This is a genomic window from Specibacter sp. BI4 (genome assembly GCF_056680095.1).
In genome coordinates this window covers 2821605-2843285 of record NZ_CM155265.1, presented here as the reverse complement: position 1 = coordinate 2843285, position 21681 = coordinate 2821605, and the positions used below count along the sequence as shown (strand labels likewise).

The window sequence follows — 21681 nt, the reverse complement described above, 5'->3', positions numbered from 1 at the left end:
CAAACTGGATCCGGGACTGGGATGCAGGGTGGCAGCACCCTGCCAGGGTGCGGAAATATGCCTCTCGCAGCATGGATGAGTGGGGGTTGGGGCAGGCCGTGAGAAACTATGGACGTGACTACTGCCCCTGCCCTCATTTCCGACGGTCCCCGTACCGCTGTCCTCTTCGACCTGGACGGGACTCTTGTTGACCCGGCAGGCGGCATCACCGGCGGCATTGAACATGCCTTGGGCGCAATGGGGTTGCCCATCCCCGCCGACGAGGTCCTCAACGCCATGATCGGCCCGAAGCTCGCCGACGGGCTGGTCAGCATTATCGGCGTTCCGCCGGCCAAGGTGGACGGCGTCATCGCAGCCTACAGGCAGTGGTACGGCGAGCAGGGCATGGCGATGTCAGTTGTCTATCCGGGCGTCAGAGAGCTGCTTGTGCAGCTCAAGTCCGACGGCGTCCCGCTGGCCGTGGCGACGCAAAAGCCCGAGCCGCTGGCCAAGAAGCTGCTGGCCCACCACGGCCTGGCCGAGCTGTTCCAGGTGATCCGCGGCTCCCACGCCGACGAGACACTCATGCCCGGCGACCCCGGCTACCGCCCGGGCAAGGCCGAAATCATCGCCGCCGCACTGTCCGCCCTGGCATCACTTTCCAGCGGGGCTCCAGCCACCACTGCCGCAGCCCCTGCCGGCGACGCACCCGCACCTTTGGGCGCCATCATGGTGGGGGACCGGCACCAGGACGTCCTCGGCGCCCGCAGCAACGGCCTCGGCTGCATCGGGGTCTCCTGGGGATTCGCCGCTGAAGGCGAGTTGGCGGCGGCGGGAGTTGCCGCCGTCGTGCATACAGCCGGCGAGCTTGCCGCCGAACTGGCCAAAACTGACGGAGCGGCCGGCCCCCAGGCATCCGCCATGGCAACAGCTGTCCACGCACGCCTTACTGGCGAGCCCGGAGAGGCAGCCCGTGGCGCTCTATGACCTGACCCGGGTGCTCACCCGCGGCACCATCGGCGCCCTGTGCAGGCCCACCGTAGAGGGCCTCGAGAACGTTCCGACGGACGGGCCGTTCATCGTGGCGCCCAACCACCTGTCGTTCTTTGACTCGGTGATTGTGCAGGCGCTGACACCCCGGCCCGTTTCGTTCTTTGCCAAGGCGGAGTATTTCACCGGCAAGGGCGTCAAGGGCAAGCTGATGAAAACGTTTTTCGAGTCGGTGCATTCGATTCCTGTGGAGCGGGGTGAACAGGCAGCCAGTGTGCAGGCGCTGAAGACGCTGCTTGAAATCCTGGGCCGCGGCGAGGCCGTCGGCATTTACCCTGAAGGCACCCGTTCCCGCGACGGCATTCTCTACCGGGGACGGACCGGTGTTGGCTGGCTGGCCCTCACGACAGGGGCGCCCGTGGTCCCCGTCGGCATGATCGGCACCGAAAAGCTGCAGCCTGCCGGCAAGAAAACATTCACACCGGCAAACTTCACCATGCGTTTTGGCAAGCCGCTGTACTTTGACAAGACCGGACCTGACCATTCGCTCCCGGCCAGGCGGCACGCCACCGACACGATCATGGATGCGATCGCCGAACTGACGGGTCAGGAACGCAGCAGCAAATACAACCAAAGCCCCAGCATCGAATAGTCCCCGCCTGCGAGCACCGTCCTCCGCACCTGCGGGCCGAGCCTAGAATGGAATAGTGGCAGATCCAGCAAGTTACCGGCCCAAGCCGGGTGAAATTCCCACGGACCCGGGCGTTTACCGCTTCCGTGACGAACATGGGCGCATCATCTATGTGGGCAAGGCGAAGAATCTCCGCTCCCGCCTGAACTCATATTTCGCCAACCCCGCAACACTGCTGCCTAAAACCCACGCGATGGTCCACCACGCGGCGAGTGTGCAGTGGACGATTGTCGGCAGCGAGCTTGAGGCACTGCAGCTGGAATACACGTGGATCAAGGAATTCGCGCCCCGGTACAACCTCGCCTTCAGGGACGATAAAAGTTACCCGTACCTTGCCGTCTCCATGAGCGAGAAGTTCCCGCGGGTGCAGGTCATGCGGGGGGAGCGGCGCAAGGGGACCAAGTACTTTGGGCCGTACACGGCCGGCGCGATCCGGGAAACCATGGACACCTTGCTGCGGGTGTTTCCCGTGCGGAGCTGCAGCGTGGGCGTGCTGCGGCGCGCCGAACGCAGCGGCCGTCCCTGCCTGCTTGGCTACATCGACAAGTGTGCTGCCCCGTGCGTGGGACGTGTCAGCGTCGAGGAACACAAGGCCCTTGCCCAGGATTTTTGCGACTTCATGGGCGGCGAGGCCAAGCGCTTCATCAGCACGCTGGAAAAGCGGATGGCCGACGCCGTCGCGGAACTCGACTATGAGCAGGCCGCCAGGGTTCGGGACGACATCATCGCGCTGCGCAAGGTTTTTGAACGCAACTCCGTGGTCCTGACGGAAGACACCAACGCCGACATCTTCGCCGTGGAACAAGATGACCTGGAAGCAGCGGTGCAGGTGTTTCACGTCCGAGGCGGACGCATCCGGGGCCAGCGGGGCTGGGTTGTTGAAAAGGTTGAGGACGCCTCCGACGCCGAGCTGTGGGAACACCTGATGCAACAGGTCTACGGTGCCGAGGAACAGCAACAGGACGCCATACCCCGCCAAATTCTGCTACCCGAGCTGCCCACCAACCATGCGGACCTGACCCAGTGGCTCGGCAAACTACGCCAGGGGCCCGTCTCCATCAAGGTGCCCCAACGCGGCGAAAAGGCGGCACTGATGGACACCGTCCAGACGAACGCCCGGCAGTCCATGATCCTGCACAAGTCACGCCGCGCAGGCGACCTGACAACCAGGTCACTGGCACTGCAGGAGCTCCAGGAGGCACTCGACCTGCCCATGCCCCTGCTGCGCATTGAGTGCTACGACATCTCCCATGTCCAGGGCACCAACGTCGTGGCCTCCATGGTCGTCGTGGAGGATGGGCTGGCCAAAAAGAGCGAGTACAGGAAGTTTGCCATCACTGGCGAAGCGGCCATCGATGACACGGCCTCCATGTACGACGTCATCACCCGGCGGTTCCGCAATTATCTGTCCGAAAAGGAAACCAGGGCACAGTCCGTGTCCGCGAGTGGCGAAATCACGGCGCACCCTCCAGCCGGCGCCGGTGGTCCGGATGGCAGCGTCCGCGCAGAAGTTGTGCCGGCGGGTGTGGACGAACAGGGCGAACTGCCAAAGTCCAAGTTTGCCTACCCGCCCAACCTCGTGGTGGTCGACGGCGGCATACCCCAGGTCAACGCCGCCTCCCGGGCGCTTGCCGACCTGGGCATCGTCGACGTGGCTGTGGTGGGCCTGGCCAAACGGCTCGAGGAAGTGTGGGTGCCGGACAGCGATTTCCCCGTGATCCTCCCGCGCTCCTCGGAAGGCCTGTACCTGCTGCAGCGCATCCGCGATGAAGCCCACAGATTTGCCATCACCTTCCACCGGGCCAAACGCGGCAAGGCCATGACGGCTTCGGTGCTGGATCAGGTGCCAGGAATGGGCGCGGCCAAGCAAAAGGCGTTGCTGGCACACTTTGGCTCGCTGAAAAAGGTGCGCGCTGCAACTGTCGAGGACCTCGTGGCGGCCAAGGGTGTCGGTCCCGTCCTTGCCCAGGCGATTTACGACGTCGTCCATGCCGGTGATGCCACCGGAACGGAATCCGCACCGGCAGTGAACATGACCACAGGCGAAGTTCTTGACTAGCACCCTCCCCGATACGCGCTTCGCGCGCACGGGGCCCCGCGGCCGCTAGGCTTAGAGGGTAGACGTGGTGGGGGTCAAGACCACCCCCGTGACCAAGCCAACAACCGACAGGGAACAGCAATGACCGAACAACAGGACATCACCACCTCCGGCGCCGGGCCGTTGACCCCGATCAAACCGGTCCAACCAGAGCTCCTCGTCGTCACCGGCATGTCCGGAGCCGGCCGCAGCACCGCCGCCAACGCCCTGGAAGACCATGGCTGGTACGTCATTGAAAACCTTCCCCCGCAGATGCTTGGCATGCTGGCCGACCTGGTCTCACGCATGCCGGCAGCCCTGCCCAAACTGGCAGTTGTTGTTGACGTCAGGGGCAAGGCCCTGTTCGCCGACATTCGGGAGTCGCTCAATGCCCTCTCGGCCGCGGGCGTGGCCTACCGTGTGCTCTTCCTCGACGCGAGCGATGACACGCTGGTGCGTCGTTTTGAACAGGGCAGGCGCCCGCACCCGTTGCAGCAGGACGGCCGCATTCTCGACGGCATTGCCTCGGAGCGGGTGCTGCTGGCTGAAATGAAGTCCCAGGCGGAGATGGTCCTTGACACCTCCGTCATGAATGTCCACCAGCTCGGCACCGCCGTCACCGAGCTTTTCTCTGAATCAGGCCCCGTGGTTCTGAGCCTGACAGTCATGAGCTTCGGCTTCAAGTACGGGCTGCCGGTTGACGCGAACTACGTTGCCGACGTGCGCTTCATCCCCAACCCGCACTGGATCCCACAGCTGCGCCCGCTCACGGGGCAGGACGAGGCCGTGAGCAACTTTGTGCTCAACGACAATGGTGCCGCAGACTTCGTGGACCGCTACGTGCACGCCCTGGAACCGGTTTTGGACGGCTACCGGCGGGAAAACAAGCACTACGCAACCATCGCCATCGGCTGCACCGGCGGCAAGCACCGCTCGGTTGCCGTGGCCATCGAACTTGCCAAGCGCCTGAGCCAGCTGCCCCGCGTCACCACGAGCATCCGGCACCGCGACCTGGGCCGGGAATAAGCATGTACACAGGGATTCTGCCGATCGTTCCAACGGCTTCCAAGTTGTCGAGCCCCGAGGCCGGCGTGCGGGTTGCCGCACTGGGTGGCGGCCACGGCCTTGCCGCATCACTGTCAGCACTGCGCCTGCTCACCGGCAACGTCACGGCTGTTGTCACGGTTGCCGACGACGGCGGTTCCTCCGGCCGCCTGCGCGAAGAGCTGGGTGTGCTGCCCCCGGGCGATCTGCGCATGGCCCTTTCGGCCTTGTGCGATGACACCGACTGGGGCCGGACGTGGCGGGACGTCATGCAGCACCGCTTCACCTCCCGTGAGGGTGTTGCCGGATCCCTTGACAACCATGCGCTGGGCAACCTGCTCATTGTCACCCTGTGGGAACTGCTCGGTGACACCGTTGCCGGCCTGCGCTGGGCCGGGGCCCTGCTCGGTGCACGGGGTGAGGTCCTGCCCATGGCCAGCGTCCCGTTGACCATTGAGGGGCGGGTCAAGAACAATGGCACCCCCGGCCCGCTGATCCGGGGCCAGTCCCTCCTGGCCAAGGCCGGTGAAGTTGAGAATGTGCGCCTGATGCCCCAAAATGCGCCGGCATGTGCTGAGGCGGTTGCGGCCATTCACGGCGCCGACTGGGTCGTTCTTGGCCCGGGGTCCTGGTACACCTCGGTGCTGCCCCACCTGCTCCTGCCGGAGATGCGGGAGGCCCTGTGCACCACCCAGGCCAGGCGGCTGCTCACCATGAACCTTGATGTAAATGACCTGGAGGCCACCGGCATGAGTGCCGCAGACCACCTCCGCGTCATCTCCCGCTACGCACCCGAGTTCACAGTGGATGTTGTGCTGGCAGATCCGCAGTCAATTGCCGATGTTGCCGAATTCACAGAAGCTGCCGCGATGATCGGTGCGGAGGTGGTGTTCGGTATGGTTGGTAGTTCCAGCGGCACCCCCGTTCATGATCCTTTGCGGCTGGCAGCTGCATATCGGGATATTTTTGGGGACCACTAACGTACGTGAAAGTGAAGGCTGAAACATGGCGCTGACTGCAGCCGTAAAAGAGGAATTGTCCCGACTTGATGTCAAGAAGTCCTCGGTGCGCAAGGCTGAAGTCTCGACGCTGCTGCGCTTTGCCGGGGGACTGCACATCATCTCCGGACGCATTGTCATTGAGGCCGAGGTCGACACGGCCGCCACCGCCAGGCGGCTGCGCGCAGCAATCGCCGAAATGTATGGGCACCAAAGCGAGATCGTCGTTGTCTCCGGCGGGGGACTGCGCCGTGGCAGCCGCTACGTGGTGCGCGTGGTGCGCGACGGCGAAGCCCTGGCCCGGCAGAGCGGCCTCCTCGACGGCCGTGGCCGCCCCGTGCGCGGCCTGCCGTCGGCTGTCGTGAACGGTTCAACCGCCGACGCCGAAGCGGTCTGGCGCGGGGCGTTCCTGGCCCACGGGTCATTGACCGAGCCGGGCCGCTCATCAGCCCTGGAGGTCACCTGCCCCGGCCCCGAAGCCGCGCTGGCCCTGGTCGGGGCCGCCCGCCGTTTGGACATCTCAGCCAAGGCCCGCGACGTGCGGGGGATCGACAGGGTTGTCATCCGCGACGGGGACACCATTGGTGCACTGCTTGTCCGCATGGGCGCCCACGACACCTTCCTCGTGTGGGAGGAACGCCGCATGCGCAAGGAGGTGCGGGCCACCGCAAACCGCCTTGCCAACTTCGACGACGCCAATCTGCGCCGTTCGGCCCAGGCAGCTGTCGCAGCCGGTGCCCGGGTTGAGCGCGCCCTTGAGATCCTTGGCGACGACGTCCCGGACCACCTCAAGTACGCCGGCGCATTGCGCGTTGCGCATAAACAAGCCAGCCTTGACGAGCTGGGCCGGTTGGCCGATCCGCCCCTGACAAAGGACGCAATCGCCGGGCGCATCAGGCGGCTGCTCGCCATGGCTGACAAAAAAGCCAAGGATTTAGGCATTCCGGGCACTGAGTCCAATGTCACTTTCGACATGCTCGACGGCTAACGAGCCTAGTATGAAAGAGTAGAGGGGCAAGACCGCCCGCAAGGACGGCCTTCCCGTGCCGGATATCCACCGCCGGCAAACCCACAGAAGAATCGCAATGGAGGAACCGTGACCAAGTACACACTTCCGGAACTCAGCTATGACTATGCTGCCCTGGAGCCCAATATTTCCGCCCGCATCATGGAATTGCATCACAGCAAGCACCACGCGGCTTATGTTGCAGGTGCGAATCTGGCCCTTGACCAGCTTGCCGAAGCACGCGAGAGCAACAACTTCGCCAACGTGGCCAAGTACTCCAAGGACCTGGCATTCAACCTGGGTGGCCACACCAACCACTCCATTTTCTGGAACAACCTTTCCCCTGAAGGCGGCGACAAGCCTGAAGGTGAGCTTGCGGCTGCCATCGACGACTCCTTTGGTTCCTTTGACGCGTTCCGTGCACACTTCACGGCCGCAGCCATGGGCATCCAGGGTTCCGGCTGGGCACTGCTTTCCTACGAAGGCCTCGGCGGCAACATCCTCATCGAGCAGCTCTTTGACCAGCAGGGCAACATTCCCGTTGCCACCACACCGCTGCTCATGCTCGACATGTGGGAGCACGCCTTCTACCTCGACTACGTCAACGTCAAGGCTGACTACGTCAAGGCTTTCTGGAACATTGTGAACTGGGCCGACGTGTCCAAGCGTTTCGAAGCTGCCCGCAAGAACGCCAGCTCACTGATCCTGCCGTAAGCTGCGCCAAAGCCGTGCTGCCGGCTTGCGCCGGCAGGCATGACCAATATGTGGACGCCCGCTCCGCTTGATTAACGGGGCGGGCGCCATGGAACGTAATATAGATCACGGCGCGCTCTTGTCGATCCGCGCCAAGTAAGAATCTCTGCCCAACGTCGTGCGGGAAATAATGGTTGAAGCAGACCTTCAGCCTGACTACGTGTGTCCGCAAGGACACCAAGGAGAGAACTAAGTGACTACTCGTATTGGTATTAACGGGTTCGGCCGCATCGGCCGCAACTACTTCCGCGCAGCTTTGGCTCAGGGTGCGGACATTGAGATTGTTGCTGTCAACGACCTCACCAGCCCCGAGGCCCTGGCACACCTGCTCAAGTATGACTCCGTAAACGGCCGCCTGTCCGTTTCCGTTGAGGTTGTAGACGGCCACCTCGTTGTTGATGGCAAGACCATCACCGTCTTGGCTGAGCGCGATCCCGCAAACCTCCCCTGGGGCGAGCTGGGCGTTGACATCGTCATCGAATCAACCGGCTTCTTCACCAAGGCTGCCGCCGCCCAGAAGCACATTGATGCAGGCGCCAAGAAGGTCCTTATCTCGGCTCCGGCTTCCGATGAAGACATCACCATCGTTTTGGGCGTCAACGACGACCTCTACGATCCGGCTGCGCACCACATCATCTCCAACGCATCATGCACCACCAACTGCCTCGGCCCGCTGGCCAAGGTCCTGAACGACAACTTCGGCTTGGAGCGTGGCCTCATGACCACCGTCCACGCCTACACTGCCGATCAGAACCTGCAGGACGGCCCCCACAACGACCTTCGTCGTGCACGCGGTGCAGCCATCAACATGATCCCGACCTCCACGGGTGCCGCCAAGGCCATCGGCCTGGTTCTCCCGGAGCTCAAGGGCAAGCTCGATGGTTACGCCATCCGCGTACCTGTCCCCACGGGTTCGGCAACCGACCTGACAGCAACTGTGAGCCGCGAGGTCACCGTTGAGGAAGTCAACGCCGCCTACAAGGCTGCAGCTGCCGAAGGCAAGCTCGCCGGCTACCTGACGTACACCGAAGACCCGATCGTGTCCTCGGACATCGTTGGCGACCCGTCGTCGTCGATCTTTGACTCTGGCCTGACCAAGGTCATCGGCAACCAGGTCAAGGTTGTTTCCTGGTACGACAACGAGTGGGGCTACTCCAACCGCCTGGTCGACCTGACCGAGCTCGTAGCTTCCAAGCTCTAAGGCCAAAAGCCAATGACTCTTCACACCCTCAGCGAACTCATCGATGAAGGTGTCCGCGGGCGGTACGTACTGGTCAGAAGTGACCTGAACGTGCCGCTCGACGGCTCTAACGTCAGTGACGATGGACGCATCAAGGCGTCAATCCCTGTAATCACGGCCCTGGCCAACGCCGGTGCCCGTGTTCTGGTCAGCGCCCACCTGGGCCGGCCCAAGGGTGCCCCGGAAGCCAAATACTCCCTGGCCCCGGCCGTGGCACGTTTGGCCGAACTGGCCCCGAACCTGAACGCAACCCTGGCCGCCGACACCACCGGTCCGGCAGCAACAGCCGCCGCTGCCGGCCTGGCTGACGGCTCGGTCCTGGTCTTGGAAAACGTGCGCTTTGATGCCCGCGAAACGTCCAAGGACGACGGCGAACGGGCGGCTTTCGCTGCCGAGCTCGCCGCGTTGACGGGCACCAACGGCGCTTACGTGGATGACGCCTTCGGCGCCGTCCACCGCAAGCATGCCAGCGTCTTTGACATTGCCAAGGTCCTGCCGTCCTACCAGGGCGATCTGGTCCGGACGGAACTTGAGGTGCTGCGCAAGCTCACCACCGAGTCGGAACGGCCCTACGTTGTTGTTCTGGGCGGATCGAAGGTCTCTGACAAGTTGGCGGTGATTGACAACTTGATCGGCAAGGCTGATTCCATCCTGGTTGGCGGCGGCATGCTGTTCACCTTCCTCGCGGCACAGGGCCACAAGGTTGGCGCCTCGCTGCTGGAAGTTGACCAGATTCCCGTTGTCAAGGATTACCTGACACGTGCGGAAGCGGCCGGGACAACCTTTGTCCTTCCGTCCGACGTCGTCGTGGCCGCAGGCTTCTCAGCCGACGCCGCCCACGAGGTTGTCGCCGCTGATGCCATCGAGGCCAGCAGCTTTGGTGAAAAGGGTCTCGGCCTGGACATTGGTCCGGTTTCCGGTGCTGCATTTGCGCAAGCCATTGCGGGCGCGAAGACAGTCTTCTGGAACGGTCCCATGGGCGTGTTTGAGTTTGCGGCGTTTGCCGAAGGCACCCGGGCCGTTGCCCAGGCTCTGAGCACCAACACCGGCAACGGTGGTTTCACTGTCGTGGGCGGAGGCGATTCTGCCTCTGCAGTTCGTTCGCTGGGATTTGCCGACGATTCATTCGGCCACATCTCAACAGGCGGCGGCGCAAGCCTTGAGTACCTTGAAGGCAAGGAACTCCCGGGACTTTTGGCCCTGGACCGCTAAATGCAAGGGGTGGCGGCAGGTACTCCTGCCGCCACCTTTCGCATGGTTTTACGGAAACAGTTTAAAAGCAGGCACACTTTCGCCAAAGACTCTTTGGCGCTGATTTAAACCAGTTGTATTTAAGTTACGCAAGAATCGAGATGACGATGACAACTTCAACCAACGGTAATTTTGACCGGACGCCGCTGATTGCCGGCAACTGGAAGATGAACATGGACCACGTCCAGGGCATCACGTTGCTGCAAAAGCTCGCATGGACCCTGTCCGACGCGCGCCACGACTTTAGCCGGGTGGAAGTTGCAGTCTTCCCGCCGTTCACCGACCTCCGCGGCGTGCAGACACTTGTCCAGGGTGACAAGCTCAAGCTCGCCTACGGCGGCCAGGACCTGTCTGACCAGGACTCCGGCGCCTACACGGGCGACATTTCCGGCGCGTTCCTGAACAAGCTAGGCTGCGCCTACGTCCTTGTCGGCCACAGCGAACGCCGCAGTATCCATGGCGAGGACGACGAACTGCTCAACGCCAAGGTCAAGGCAGCGTTCCGCAACGACGTGACACCTGTCCTGTGCGCGGGCGAAGGCCTGGAGATCCGCAAGGCCGGGACCCACGTTGAGCACACCCTGGAGCAGGTTCGTGGCGGCGTAGCCGGCCTGACCGCCGAGCAGGCAGCCACACTCGTCATTGCCTACGAGCCCGTTTGGGCCATCGGCACGGGCGAAGTTGCCGGCCCGGGAGACGCACAGGAAATGTGTGCCGCCATCCGCGCCGAGCTGACCGAACTCTTTGACGGCGAAACCGCTGCCAAGACGCGCCTGCTTTACGGCGGTTCTGTGAAGGCCAACAACGTTGGTGCCATCATGGCAGAGCGCGACGTCGACGGTGTACTCGTTGGCGGCGCCAGCCTCGATGCCGGCGAATTCGCCAGCATCGCACGCTTTGAAAGCCACCTGGTCACGAACTAGTCTCCACGCCCTCCCGCTGGCCGTGTCCATTCGCAATGTGCGGGTGGACACGGCTAGACTTGACTGCGGACACGTTGTCAACGCCATCAGGCAGCAACTGTCCGGCACGCACAAACTCTTTGGTGCTCAATATTGAGCCGCATCGTCACCATGCTGAAAGGCCCCTCGTGGAAACACTTCAAATCGCCCTGCAGATCCTTCTGGGTGTCACCAGCTTGCTGCTGACCCTGTTGATCCTGCTGCACAAGGGCCGTGGCGGCGGTCTGTCGGACATGTTTGGTGGCGGCATGAGCTCAAACCTGGGCTCCTCCGGTGTGGCAGAACGCAACCTCAACCGCTTCACGGTGGTCCTCGGCCTTGTCTGGGGAGTCGTGATCATCGGCCTGGGCCTGATCATGTCCTACGGAAACGTCGGCGGTTAATCACCACCCCGCTTTTCCCTGGACGGCAAGAACAGGCACAGCAAGTACAGCATCGCAATGGTCCCGTCCGGCACACGCCGGGCGGGACCATTGCGTTGCCCGGCCAGTCCCGGCCAGATCATTAACCCCACTGCTGCCGTGGTGAACAACCGGTTCCGGGCCGAATCCCGGAGTGCATGAAAAAAGCCGCAGTTCGACTGAAGCGCCCTGGTGGCAACCATGGCATTTCAGTCAAACTGCGGCAATCCTGCTGGACGGCAGCGTTCGGTGCGTGTCGGCGTTCAGTGCGGATCAGCGTTCGCGGCGCAGCAGCTCCGCGGGGACCTTCGCGGCGGCGGCCTCATCGAGCAGCCACATCGTCTTGTTGAGCCCGTGGGCGCCGGACGCCGGCACTTGGACTTCGCTGGCACCGGCCAGGCCGAGGCCAACTGCAGCCGCCTTGTCGGCGCCGGCTGCCACAATCCAAATCTCCTGTGCCGAGTTGATCGTTTCCAGTGTCAATGAAACGCGCAACGGCGGAGGCTTGGGTGAGTTCCTGACCCCCACGACGGGGACCCCGCGGGTGCGAATGCCAGCCATTTCAGGGAACAGCGAGGCAATGTGCGCGTCCGGGCCAAGGCCCAGGAGCAGTACGTCAAAGCGCGGCACGGCCGGCGCCTCGTCGCCGGTGGCATCGTCGTCGTTCTCCCACTCTTCCCTTGCCGCCGCGGCGAGCTCGGCCGCGTACAACGCCACCGACTCCTCAAGATCGGCAACCGTGTCCGAGGCGGCCATGGCGTGGACGCGCTGCGGATCTACAGGAATGTGGTTCAGCAACGCCTCGGCGGCCTGGCCGGCATTGCGGTCGGGCGAATCCGTGGCAACGAACCTGTCGTCGCCAAACCAGAAGTTGACCTTGCTCCAGTCAACAGCCAGCCGGGCGGGGGACTGGGCCACCTCGCGCAGGGTGGCGATGCCGACGCTGCCCCCGGTCAAAACAACTGTGGCCTCGCCACGTTCGCTTTGGACGTCGAGCAGCCGGGTGATGAGCCGGGCGGCCGTGGTGGCAGCCAGGACGTCAAAGGACGGGTGCGGTGTGATGCGGACATTGGAGCTCATGACTGAACAACCTTTTCTTCTGCCAACAGCTTTTTCAAGCCTTCAGTGACAACTTCACCAAATACTTCATCGGGGTCAAGACGGCGCAATTCCTCCGCGAGGCAGTCCTGCAGGGAACGGCGCGGCAGCGAGATTTGCTGATCGGGCTGGCCGGGCTGGGTCAGGATGGCCTCGGTGGCACCCGGGCGGGTGAGCTTGACGGTGCCATCTTCACGCTCAATGACAACTGTGCGGATGCCGGTGCCGCGGGGGTCCTCGATGACTGTGATGGGAACGTCAAGTGCCCTGTGCAGCCACGACGCCAGCAACAGCGTGCTGGGCGAGTCGCTGGCGCCCTCAACTTCCAGGCCCGTGATGGGGTCCCCGCCGTCGTACTTCTCCAACGCTGCCGCAAGCTGGATGCGCCAGTTGGTCAGGCGTGTCCAGGCCAGGTCGGTGTCCCCGGCCGCGTAGGTGTCAGCAATGTGCCTGAGGGCCTCCCGCGGATCGGCCGCGTTGGCGGAGTCGGTGATGCGCCGGTGGGCGATGCGGCCCACCGGCGACTGGCTCGGTGTCTCCGGCGCCCCATTGGGCCACCAGGCCACGATCGGGGCATCGGGCAGCAGCAGCGCGGAGACCACTGACTCGTTCTCAGCGGCCAACTCCCCGTAGCCCCGCAGCACGATGACCTCGGAGGCTCCGGCGTCGCCGCCCACCCTGATCTCGCCGTCAAGGCGGGTTTCCTCGGTGTCCGAGCCCGCCGCCAGGACGATGATCCTGCACGGGTGTTCCCGGCTGGCCAGGTTGGCAGCCGCGATGGCCTCTTCCTCCAGGCCGTTCCGGGTGATCACCACAAGGGTCAAGACTCGGCCCAGGGTGACGACGCCGCCCTGCTCGCGCATCTTGACGATCTCTTTGGTGATCTTGGAAGTGGTTGTGTTGGGCAGTTCGACAATCATGGTCGCCGCCACGTCCTTCCGTCGCGCTTCAAAAGCTCATCCGCCGAGGCCGGGCCCCAGCTACCGGGTTTGTAGCTTTCGGGCTGGATGCCCTCGGCCGCCCAGAATTCCTCGAACGGGTCAAGGATCTTCCAGGAGAGTTCGACTTCTTCATGGCGCGGGAACAGCGGCGGTTCACCAAGCAACACATCCAGGATCAGCCGTTCATAGGCTTCGGGACTGGACTCGGTGAAGGCGTGCCCGTAGCCGAAGTCCATGGTGACATCGCGGACTTCCATCTGCGTGCCCGGCACCTTGGAGCCGAACCTGATGGTCACGCCCTCGTCGGGCTGGACCCGGATGACGACGGCGTTCTGGCCGAAATCGTCGTCGGAATGGTCAGTGAACAACAGGTTTGGTGCACGCTTGAAAACCACCGCGATCTCCGTGACGCGGCGGCCAAGCCGCTTTCCGGCGCGCAGGTAGAACGGCGCCCCTGCCCAGCGGCGGGTGTGGATGTCAAGGCGCACGGCCGCAAAGGTCTCCGTGGTGGAGTCGGCAGGAATGCCTTCCTCCTCCAGGTAGCCGAGCACGTGCTCCCCGCCCTGCCACCCGCCGGAAAACTGGCCGCGTGCGGAGTGCGTTGACAGGTCCTCGGGCAGTTTTACCGCCGCCAGCACCTTTTCCTTCTCCGCACGCAGGTGTTCGGCGTTGAAGGAGATGGGCTCCTCCATGGCCGTCAGCGCAAGCAGCTGCAACAGGTGGTTCTGGATGACGTCGCGGGCAGCCCCGACGCCGTCGTAATAGCCGGCACGCCCGCCAGTGCCAATGTCCTCAGCCATGGTGATCTGGACATGATCAACATAGTTGGCGTTCCACAGCGGCTCAAAGAGCTGGTTGGCAAAGCGCAGCGCCAAAATGTTCTGGACAGTTTCCTTGCCCAGGTAGTGGTCAATCCTAAAGACAGCATCCGGCGGGAACACCGATTCCACAATGTCATTGAGGTCCCGGGCCGACTGGAGGTCGTGGCCAAAGGGCTTCTCGATGACAACCCGGCGCCAGCTCCCTTCCACGGCCTGCGCCAGGCCGTGCCCGGAGAGCTGGCGGCACACCTGCTCGAAGGCCTTGGGCGGGATGGACAGGTAAAACGCGTGGTTTCCGCGTGTTCCCCGCGTTTCGTCAAGCTCGGCAAGCGTCGACTTCAACCGTTCAAAGGCGTCGTCGTCATCAAACTCGCCCTGGACAAACCGGATGCCTTCGCGCAGCTGGTGCCACACGGACTCATCAAAGGGGGTGCGGCAATGGGCCTGCACAGAGGCCTTGACCTCTGCCGCAAACTCCTCGTCGGACCATGCCCGGCGGCCAAAACCAACCAGGGCGAAACTCGGCGGCAGCAAGCCGCGGTTGGCCAGGTCGTACACGGCCGGCATGAGTTTCTTGCGCGACAAATCCCCTGTCACTCCAAAGAGCACCAGGGAAGACGGGCCCGCCACCCGGGACAGCCGCCGGTCGCGGTTGTCCCGAAGCGGGTTTTCAGTGTGTGTTGTGTCAGAGGTGGGCATCTGTTGGGCGGCAGCCTTATGCGTCTAAGTGGAGGCCGGCAAGTGCGGCCACCGCAGTTTGGAGTTGGGCAACGCCGGCAGCCACGTCAGTGAAGTGCAGGCGCAGTACAGGACGTCCATGGTCGGCCAGCACAGCGGCATCGCCGGCGGCCTGGGCCGCAATCAGCTCCCCAAAGCTGAAGGGGCGGTCAGGGATGGCCAGGTCTTCCGCTGCCGCACCCGTGACCTGCAGGAACACACCGACGGCCGGGCCGCCCTTGTGGAACTGCCCCGTCGAGTGGAGGAACCGGGGTCCCCAGCCGAAAGTGACGGGACGTGAGGTCAGCTGTGCCAACTCGTTCCGGACCTGCTCCAGCGGGGCGTTGGCCAGCCTGTCGAGGTAGACCTGGACGCTCAAGTAGCCGTCGCCGGGCAGGGTGCCTGCCAAGGCTGTGATGGCCTGCTCGAGCGTTGCCGCCCCGGCCAGCCATCCGGCGTCGTTGTTTGCCGTGCGGACCTCAACGGCACCGTCGGTGAACAGTGCAGGGGTGGCTGCCGGCGTCGTGTCCAGCAGGCCGCGGGCTGCTGACTTTGCAGCCTCCACGTCGGGCTGGTCGAAGGGGTTGATGCCCAGCAGGCGCCCCGCGACGGCGGTGGCGAATTCCCACACCATCATCTGGGCGCCAAGGTCGCCGGAGATGCTGAGTTCGTTCTCGCGAAGCTCGACGTCGGCGTCTCCTGAGACAAGCCGCACCACCAACACGTCGGAGGCACCGCCCGTCACCTCGGGGGAGGTGGGGTCAGCCACAACCGGGAGCAGTCCGGTGCCGATCTTGCCTGTGGATTCGGCGATGAGCTGTTCGGCCCAGGCGGGGAATCCGGCGATGCCCGAACCCTCGTCAACGATGACAACCTTGTTGCGCAGCGGCGAGGTTCCGCCCAGGGCTGCGCCGAGGCGCAGGCCCACGTTGTCAACGTCGTCGTCGCGCAGCATTTCGGCTGCCTCCTCGGCAGACTCTAGCAGCGCGCCAATGTCGACGCCGGCCAGGCCTGCCGGGACCAGGCCAAAGGCTGTGAGCCCTGAGTAGCGGCCGCCGACGTGCGGGTCTGCATTGAAGACCTTGCGGTAGCCGGCCTCGCGGGCCGAGCCGTCCAGCGGGGACCCGGGATCGGTGACGATGATGATGCGCGACTTGGCATCAATGCCCGCAGCCGTGAACTCCTGCTCGAAGATGCGGCGCTGGGAATCTGTTTCCAGCGTCGAACCCGACTTGGAGGATACGACGATTGCCGTGGTGGCCAGCCTGTCGCCGACGGCGGCACGGACCTGGTCGGGGCTGGTGGAGTCAAGGACGCTCAGCTCAACGCCTGCCGTTGCCGCGATGACTTCGGGGGCCAATGATGACCCGCCCATGCCGCACAGCACGATGTGGTTGACGCCTTCGGCGCGCAGTTCATCGCGCAACGCGGTGATCTGATCCACCAGGGGGGCGGAGACTTCCGGCGCCTCGACCCAGCCAAGACGGATGGCCGACTCGGCTTCAGCGTCGGGACCCCACAAGGTGGCGTCCTTGGCGAAGATCCGTGAGGCCACCTGGTCTGCAACGAGCGTCATCAGATGTTTGGCGCCGGCCGCTTGTGCGGCGCCTGTGGCCGCAAATGCCAGTGATGTCATTGTGGTTCAGCCTTCCGAGCCGGCTGCGTCGAGTGCGTCCTGGACGTGGCTCAGGAGGTCCTTCCAGCTGGACACGAACTTGTCGAGGCCTTCCGTCTCCAACTGGCCGACAACGTCCGTGTAGGAGATGCCCAGGCCTTCAAGTGTGTTCAGCAGTGCGTTGGACTCTTCGTACGTGCCGGTGATGGTGTCTCCGGTGACGACACCGTGGTCAAAGGTGGCATCCAGGGTCTTCTCCGGCATGGTGTTGACCACGTTGGCGGCGACGAGCTCAGTGACGTAGAGCGTGTCGGGGTAGGCCGGGTTCTTGACGCCGGTGGAGGCCCACAGCGGACGCTGGGGGAGTGCGCCGGCGTCGGCCAGCAGGGCCCAGCGCTCGGAGGAGAAGGTTTCCTCGAAGGCCTGGTAGGCCAGTCGGGCGTTGGCCAGGCCGGCCTTGCCCTTCAGTGCGGCAGCTTCCGGCGTGCCGATGGCATCGAGGCGGCCGTCAATTTCCAGGTCGACGCGGGAAACAAAGAACGACGCCACCGAATGGATGTCGGCCAGGTTGTGGCCGTTTGCCTTGGCCAGTTCAAGGCCGCTGATGAAGGCGTTCATGACGGCCCGGTAGCGGTCGAGGGAGAAGATCAAGGTCACGTTGACGCTGATGCCCTCACCCAGGGTGGAGGTGATGGCTTCAAGGCCCTCAAGTGTTGCCGGGATCTTGATGTAGACGTTCTTCTTGTTGACCTTGGCGTACAGGCGCTTGGCTTCTGCGAAGGTGCCGTCGGTGTCCCAGGCCTTGCGCGGGTCAACTTCGATGGACACGCGGCCGTCGACGCCCTTGGTGGCTTCGGCAATGGGGGCGAACAGGTCGCAACCGTCGGCAACGTCGGCGGTGGTGAGTTCAAAGACTGCTTCTTCGGCGGTGATGCCTGCGGCGGAGAACTTCTTCAGCTCGGGCTTGTAGTCATCGCTCTTGGTGATGGCGGCCTCGAAAATGCTGGGGTTGGTGGTCACGCCAACAATATTTTTCTCGGCGATCAAGGCCGACAGGTTGCCGCTGCTGATCCTGCTGCGGGAAAGGTCGTCCAGCCAGATGGAGACGCCTGCGGCGGAGAGTGCGGCGGTGGGAGTTGAATTAGTCATTTTGCTACTTCCTTGGGATTCAGGCCCTGCATCTGTCGGTGCCGGGAAATTCAGCACTGCCTGTTTCAGCATGGCAGGCGAGCTGTTCCATTCCCGCTGCCGCCGGTGGCCGGTGGCAGCCGCTGGCGGCAGCGGGAAGGTGTTCATGAAAAAATGATGCGGGCAGCCGCGGGTGCGGCTGCCCGGCAGCCAATGGCTGTTAGACGTTCGCGGCGGCCAGGGAATCCTTGGCAGCGGCGGTGACGGCTTCGGTGGTGATGCCGAATTCGTTGAACAACACCTTGTAGTCGGCAGAAGCGCCGAAGTGTTCCAGCGAGATGGAACGGCCTGCATCGCCGACGAATTCACGCCAGCCCAAGGCCAGGCCCGCCTCCACGGAGACTCGGGCCTTGACTGCAGCCGGCAGGACCTGCTCGCGGTACTCGGCAGGCTGGGCGTTGAACCACTCGACACACGGCATTGAGACCACGCGGGCTGCGACGCCTTCGGCTGCCAGTGCTTCGCGGGCCTCCACGGCAAGCTGGACCTCGGAGCCGGTGGCGATCAGGATCACCGCGGGGGTGACGACCGCGCCGTCGGTCACTGCCTCAGCCAGGACGTATCCACCCTTGGCGACCAGGTCAGCCGTTGCAAACTCGGTTGCCGTGGCTGCACCGGTGCCACGCGGGTAGGTGGGGATGTTCTGGCGGGTCAGCACAATGCCGGCCGGGTTTTCCTTGGTTTCCAGGATCTTCTTCCAGGAAGCCGACACCTCGTTGGGATCGCCGGGGCGGACAACATCCAGTCCGGGAATGGCACGCAGTGTGGCGAGCTGCTCAACGGGCTGGTGCGTGGGGCCGTCCTCGCCCAGGCCGATGGAGTCGTGCGTCCACACGTAGATGGACGGCACACCCATGAGCGCCGAAAGGCGGATGGCGGGGCGCTGGTAGTCACTGAAGATCAGGAACGTGCCAGAGAAGGCGCGTGTTGGCCCGCCCAGGTGGATGCCGTTGACGATGGATGCGGCTGCGTGCTCGCGGATGCCGAAGTGCAGCACGCGGCCGTAGGGGCCGCCGGACCACGTGTCGGTCTGCTTGGACGCCGGCACGAAGGAGCCGGAGCCCTCGATCGTGGTGTTGTTTGAACCGGCGAGGTCGCAGGAGCCGCCCCACAGTTCCGGGAGCACTCCGCCAATGGCGTTCAGGACCTTGCCTGAGGCTGCGCGGGTGGAAACGTCCTTGCCGCCTTCGAAGACGGGCAGGTTTTCTTCCCAGCCGGCAGGCAGTTCCTTCTTTTCGATGCGCTCAAGGAGTGCAGCATTTTCCGGGTTGGCGGATTTCCAGGCTTCGAAGCCTGTGTTCCACTCTTCGCGGGCTGCCGCGCCACGGTCCACCAGCTGGCGGGTGTGGTCCAGGACGGCGGGCTCCACGTCGAAGTGCTTTTCCGGGTCAAAGCCAAGGACTTCCTTGACGGCAGCAACCTCAGCGGCGCCCAGTGCGGAGCCGTGGATGCCTCCGGTGTTCTGCTTCTTCGGTGCCGGGAACCCGATGATGGTGCGCAGGGAGATGATTGACGGTTTGCCCGTCTCAGCCTTGGCGGCGGCCAGGGCTGCGTGCAGCTCGGCAACGTCTTCGACGTATTCACCGGTTTTGGTCCAGTCAACACGCTGCACGTGCCAGCCATAGGCCTCGTAGCGTTTGAGTACATCTTCGGAGTAGGCGATGTTGGTGTCGTCTTCAATGGAAATGTGGTTGGAGTCGTAGATGACAACCATGTTGCCCAGCTCTTGGTGCCCGGCCAGGCTGGAAGCCTCGCTGGTCACGCCTTCCTGCAGGTCGCCGTCGGAGGCAATGACCCAGACGGTGTGGTCGAAGGGGCTGGTGCCCGCTGCGGCATCGGGATCCATCAGGCCGCGCATGCGGCGCTGTGAGTAAGCGAAACCGACGGCCGAGGCGAGGCCCTGACCCAACGGGCCGGTGGTGATTTCAACACCTGCGGTGTGCTTGTATTCGGGGTGGCCGGGGGTCAGCGACCCCCAGGTGCGCAGCGCTTCAAGGTCCGACACTTCCAGGCCGTAGCCGGACAGGAACAGCTGCACATACAGTGTCAGCGAGGTGTGGCCGGGGGAGAGGATGAAGCGGTCGCGGCCAATCCAGTCCGGGTTCTTGGGATCGATGCGCATGACCTTCTGGAACAGCAGGTACGCGGCCGGAGCCAGTGACATGGCTGTGCCGGGGTGGCCGTTGCCAACCTTTTCAACAGCGTCGGCGGCCAAAATGCGGGCGGTGTCCACCGCACGCTGATCGTTGGCGGTCCAGGTGAACGTTGGCAATTCCTGATGTGACACTGACGGGTCCCTCTCGTTATGGGCATAAATGCTGCAAGTGCAGGGTAAACATGCGCGAAACTCAATATTCCAGCGGCGACTGCTGGTTCCCGGGCCCTGCCCCAGGGTGCTGCTCCAGCTTAGTCAAGCTCTGGATCAAGCTTAGTCCTGTGGGTTCGGGGAACTGCTTGAACCCACCAGGCCAGGCGCTTCTAAAGTTACACGAGTTGGCGCCACAAGCGTGATTGATTTTCATTTGTTGAGTACACAAACACCGCGCCTTGACTTAAGCGGATTTAGTGCTGTGCGGGCATAAACGGGTATGATGGCAGGAGCTCCGTCCCGTGCGTTGGCAATGCCGCAAGGGCAATCCTGCATTGGACCGGGCCGGCAGCGCAGAATGAATAACCTGCGCTGAATCAACAATGAAAACATGGTGACATTACACGTGAGTGCAACTCATACCCCGGCTGTTGAAACTTCGCCAAAAGTTTCCATTGGCTTTTCGGAAAAGGCCAAGGGATATCTGGCCCTGACAAAACCTCGGGTCGTGGAACTGCTGCTGGTCACCACCTTGCCCACCATGTTTTATGCACATGGTTTCGCCGGCAGGTCAGGCGTTCCCAGTCTCTGGCTCATGGTCGCCACCATGGTCGGCGGTGCGCTGGCCGCCGGCGCCTCAGGCGCCTTCAACTGCTACATTGACCGCGACATCGACAAGATCATGAACCGCACGTCCAAGCGGCCCCTTGTCACCGGCGTCATTACGCCACGCGAAGCTCTCGTCTTCTCATGGATCCTCACCGTCCTGGCCGTGGCCCTGCTGTGGAGCATCAATCCGTTGACGGGCATGCTCGGCATCGGCGCCATTTTCCTGTACGTGGTGGTGTACTCGCTCATTCTCAAGCGCCGCACCTCACAGAACATTGTCTGGGGCGGTGCCGCCGGCTGCATGCCGGTGCTGATCGCCTGGGCCGCAGTGACCAACACCGTGCAGTGGCCCGCCGTCATACTCTTCATGATCATTTTCCTGTGGACGCCGCCGCACTATTGGCCGCTGTCGATGCGCTACAGCGACGATTACAACGCCGTCAACGTGCCCATGCTCGGTGCGGTCGCCGGATCACGCACAGTTGCCGTGCAGGTGGTGCTGTACACGTGGGCCATGGTTGTTTGTTCACTGCTGATGGTTCCGCTGGGCGGGGCCGGGATCGTGTACACGGTGGTCACGGCCGCCGCAGGTGCCTGGTTCCTGGTCGAGGCCCACACCCTGTACAACAATGCCAAGAAGGATCTCGTCACAAAGAAGAACGCCATGAAGGTTTTCCACGCCTCCATCTCCTACCTGACACTGGTGTTCCTTTCCCTGGCCGTGGATCCGTTCGTTGGTTCGGCCCTGATGGGCTGACACGTTCTTGATGCACGGCGGCGGCCGGCCGCCCCTCCCAGGAGAGGCCGCCGGCCGCTTTTCTTATGCCCGCGGTGTGTCTTTGTGCAGTGTTTGCAGCACGGTCGGTCCATACCAAGACCGTCCCAGCCGGCACTGTCCCCACCAGGACTGTCCCTATAAGGACTGCGGCAGCGCACCGCGGCACCGGCGGCGGGGTCCCGCCTGCAACAACCACGCGCTTGCCGCAACACCT

18 protein-coding genes are annotated in these 21681 nt (G+C 63.6%); 12 read left to right on the top strand and 6 right to left on the bottom strand.

Features of this window, described 5'->3' with window-relative positions; all coding sequences use genetic code 11:
- The first annotated feature begins 108 nt into the window (after nt 1–108).
- The 11 genes from AC1L6K_RS13090 to secG all read left to right on the top strand — a co-directional run bounded on the left by AC1L6K_RS13090 (nt 109) and on the right by secG (nt 11374).
- The gene (locus AC1L6K_RS13090) at nt 109–966 is read left to right on the top strand and encodes an HAD hydrolase-like protein (protein WP_480949300.1); all 858 of its coding nucleotides are present in this window, start codon (nt 109–111) and stop codon (nt 964–966) included.
- Nucleotides 953–1621, top strand: a complete 669-nt coding sequence (locus AC1L6K_RS13085; RefSeq protein ID WP_480949299.1) for a lysophospholipid acyltransferase family protein — start codon at nt 953–955, stop codon at nt 1619–1621. Before AC1L6K_RS13090 ends, AC1L6K_RS13085 begins: the two co-directional genes overlap by 14 nt.
- Nucleotides 1622–1676: 55 nt before the next feature.
- Complete coding sequence (uvrC, locus tag AC1L6K_RS13080) at nt 1677–3719, top strand: excinuclease ABC subunit UvrC (protein WP_480949298.1); 2043 nt, start codon at nt 1677–1679, stop codon at nt 3717–3719.
- A 120-nt stretch (nt 3720–3839) separates the two neighbouring features.
- The gene (gene rapZ, locus AC1L6K_RS13075) at nt 3840–4763 is read left to right on the top strand and encodes an RNase adapter RapZ (protein ID WP_480949297.1); all 924 of its coding nucleotides are present in this window, start codon (nt 3840–3842) and stop codon (nt 4761–4763) included.
- The gene (locus tag AC1L6K_RS13070; protein WP_480952771.1) at nt 4760–5761 is read left to right on the top strand and encodes a gluconeogenesis factor YvcK family protein; all 1002 of its coding nucleotides are present in this window, start codon (nt 4760–4762) and stop codon (nt 5759–5761) included. The genes rapZ and AC1L6K_RS13070 overlap by 4 nt, the downstream gene beginning before the upstream one ends.
- A 25-nt stretch (nt 5762–5786) precedes the next feature.
- Entirely contained in the window at nt 5787–6767 is a 981-nt protein-coding gene (whiA, locus tag AC1L6K_RS13065) for a DNA-binding protein WhiA (protein WP_480949296.1), read from the top strand.
- A gap of 108 nt (nt 6768–6875) precedes the next feature.
- Nucleotides 6876–7499: a superoxide dismutase gene (locus AC1L6K_RS13060; protein ID WP_480949295.1), complete on the top strand. Its 624-nt coding sequence runs from the start codon at nt 6876–6878 to the stop codon at nt 7497–7499.
- 232 nt (nt 7500–7731) lie between these two features.
- Nucleotides 7732–8739, top strand: coding sequence for a type I glyceraldehyde-3-phosphate dehydrogenase (gene gap, locus AC1L6K_RS13055; protein ID WP_480949294.1), 1008 nt, complete (start codon nt 7732–7734; stop codon nt 8737–8739).
- A gap of 12 nt (nt 8740–8751) precedes the next feature.
- Nucleotides 8752–9990, top strand: a complete 1239-nt coding sequence (locus tag AC1L6K_RS13050; protein WP_480949293.1) for a phosphoglycerate kinase — start codon at nt 8752–8754, stop codon at nt 9988–9990.
- A gap of 146 nt (nt 9991–10136) precedes the next feature.
- The gene (gene tpiA, locus AC1L6K_RS13045) at nt 10137–10952 is read left to right on the top strand and encodes a triose-phosphate isomerase (protein ID WP_480949292.1); all 816 of its coding nucleotides are present in this window, start codon (nt 10137–10139) and stop codon (nt 10950–10952) included.
- A 167-nt stretch (nt 10953–11119) separates the two neighbouring features.
- Nucleotides 11120–11374, top strand: a complete 255-nt coding sequence (gene secG / locus AC1L6K_RS13040; protein WP_480949291.1) for a preprotein translocase subunit SecG — start codon at nt 11120–11122, stop codon at nt 11372–11374.
- A 291-nt stretch (nt 11375–11665) separates the two neighbouring features.
- Here secG and pgl read toward each other — a convergent pair whose 3' ends face one another.
- The 6 genes from pgl to tkt all read right to left on the bottom strand — a co-directional run bounded on the left by pgl (nt 11666) and on the right by tkt (nt 20059).
- Nucleotides 11666–12472: a 6-phosphogluconolactonase gene (gene pgl, locus AC1L6K_RS13035; protein WP_480949290.1), complete on the bottom strand. Its 807-nt coding sequence runs from the start codon at nt 12470–12472 to the stop codon at nt 11666–11668.
- Complete coding sequence (locus AC1L6K_RS13030; protein ID WP_480949289.1) at nt 12469–13410, bottom strand: glucose-6-phosphate dehydrogenase assembly protein OpcA; 942 nt, start codon at nt 13408–13410, stop codon at nt 12469–12471. Before AC1L6K_RS13030 ends, pgl begins: the two co-directional genes overlap by 4 nt.
- Nucleotides 13407–14951, bottom strand: coding sequence for a glucose-6-phosphate dehydrogenase (gene zwf, locus AC1L6K_RS13025; RefSeq protein WP_480949288.1), 1545 nt, complete (start codon nt 14949–14951; stop codon nt 13407–13409). Before zwf ends, AC1L6K_RS13030 begins: the two co-directional genes overlap by 4 nt.
- Nucleotides 14952–14967: 16 nt before the next feature.
- The gene (locus tag AC1L6K_RS13020; RefSeq protein WP_480949287.1) at nt 14968–16605 is read right to left on the bottom strand and encodes a glucose-6-phosphate isomerase; all 1638 of its coding nucleotides are present in this window, start codon (nt 16603–16605) and stop codon (nt 14968–14970) included.
- Between the two features lie 6 nt (nt 16606–16611).
- Complete coding sequence (gene tal / locus AC1L6K_RS13015) at nt 16612–17733, bottom strand: transaldolase (protein ID WP_480949286.1); 1122 nt, start codon at nt 17731–17733, stop codon at nt 16612–16614.
- Between the two features lie 199 nt (nt 17734–17932).
- Nucleotides 17933–20059, bottom strand: coding sequence for a transketolase (gene tkt / locus AC1L6K_RS13010; protein ID WP_480949285.1), 2127 nt, complete (start codon nt 20057–20059; stop codon nt 17933–17935).
- Between the two features lie 415 nt (nt 20060–20474).
- Between tkt and AC1L6K_RS13005 the strand changes: the two genes are divergently transcribed.
- Entirely contained in the window at nt 20475–21446 is a 972-nt protein-coding gene (locus tag AC1L6K_RS13005) for a heme o synthase (protein WP_480952770.1), read from the top strand.
- The last annotated feature ends 235 nt before the right edge of the window (nt 21447–21681 follow it).

Coding starts and splice junctions, on each gene's coding strand:
- AC1L6K_RS13090 (WP_480949300.1), top strand. CDS start 109: ATGGACGTGACTACTGCCCCTGCCCTCATTTCCGACGGTCCCCGTACC.
- rapZ (WP_480949297.1), top strand. CDS start 3,840: ATGACCGAACAACAGGACATCACCACCTCCGGCGCCGGGCCGTTGACC.
- whiA (WP_480949296.1), top strand. CDS start 5,787: ATGGCGCTGACTGCAGCCGTAAAAGAGGAATTGTCCCGACTTGATGTC.
- AC1L6K_RS13050 (WP_480949293.1), top strand. CDS start 8,752: ATGACTCTTCACACCCTCAGCGAACTCATCGATGAAGGTGTCCGCGGG.
- tpiA (WP_480949292.1), top strand. CDS start 10,137: ATGACAACTTCAACCAACGGTAATTTTGACCGGACGCCGCTGATTGCC.
- pgl (WP_480949290.1), bottom strand. CDS start 12,472: ATGAGCTCCAATGTCCGCATCACACCGCACCCGTCCTTTGACGTCCTG.
- AC1L6K_RS13030 (WP_480949289.1), bottom strand. CDS start 13,410: ATGATTGTCGAACTGCCCAACACAACCACTTCCAAGATCACCAAAGAG.
- zwf (WP_480949288.1), bottom strand. CDS start 14,951: ATGCCCACCTCTGACACAACACACACTGAAAACCCGCTTCGGGACAAC.
- AC1L6K_RS13020 (WP_480949287.1), bottom strand. CDS start 16,605: ATGACATCACTGGCATTTGCGGCCACAGGCGCCGCACAAGCGGCCGGC.
- tal (WP_480949286.1), bottom strand. CDS start 17,733: ATGACTAATTCAACTCCCACCGCCGCACTCTCCGCCGCAGGCGTCTCC.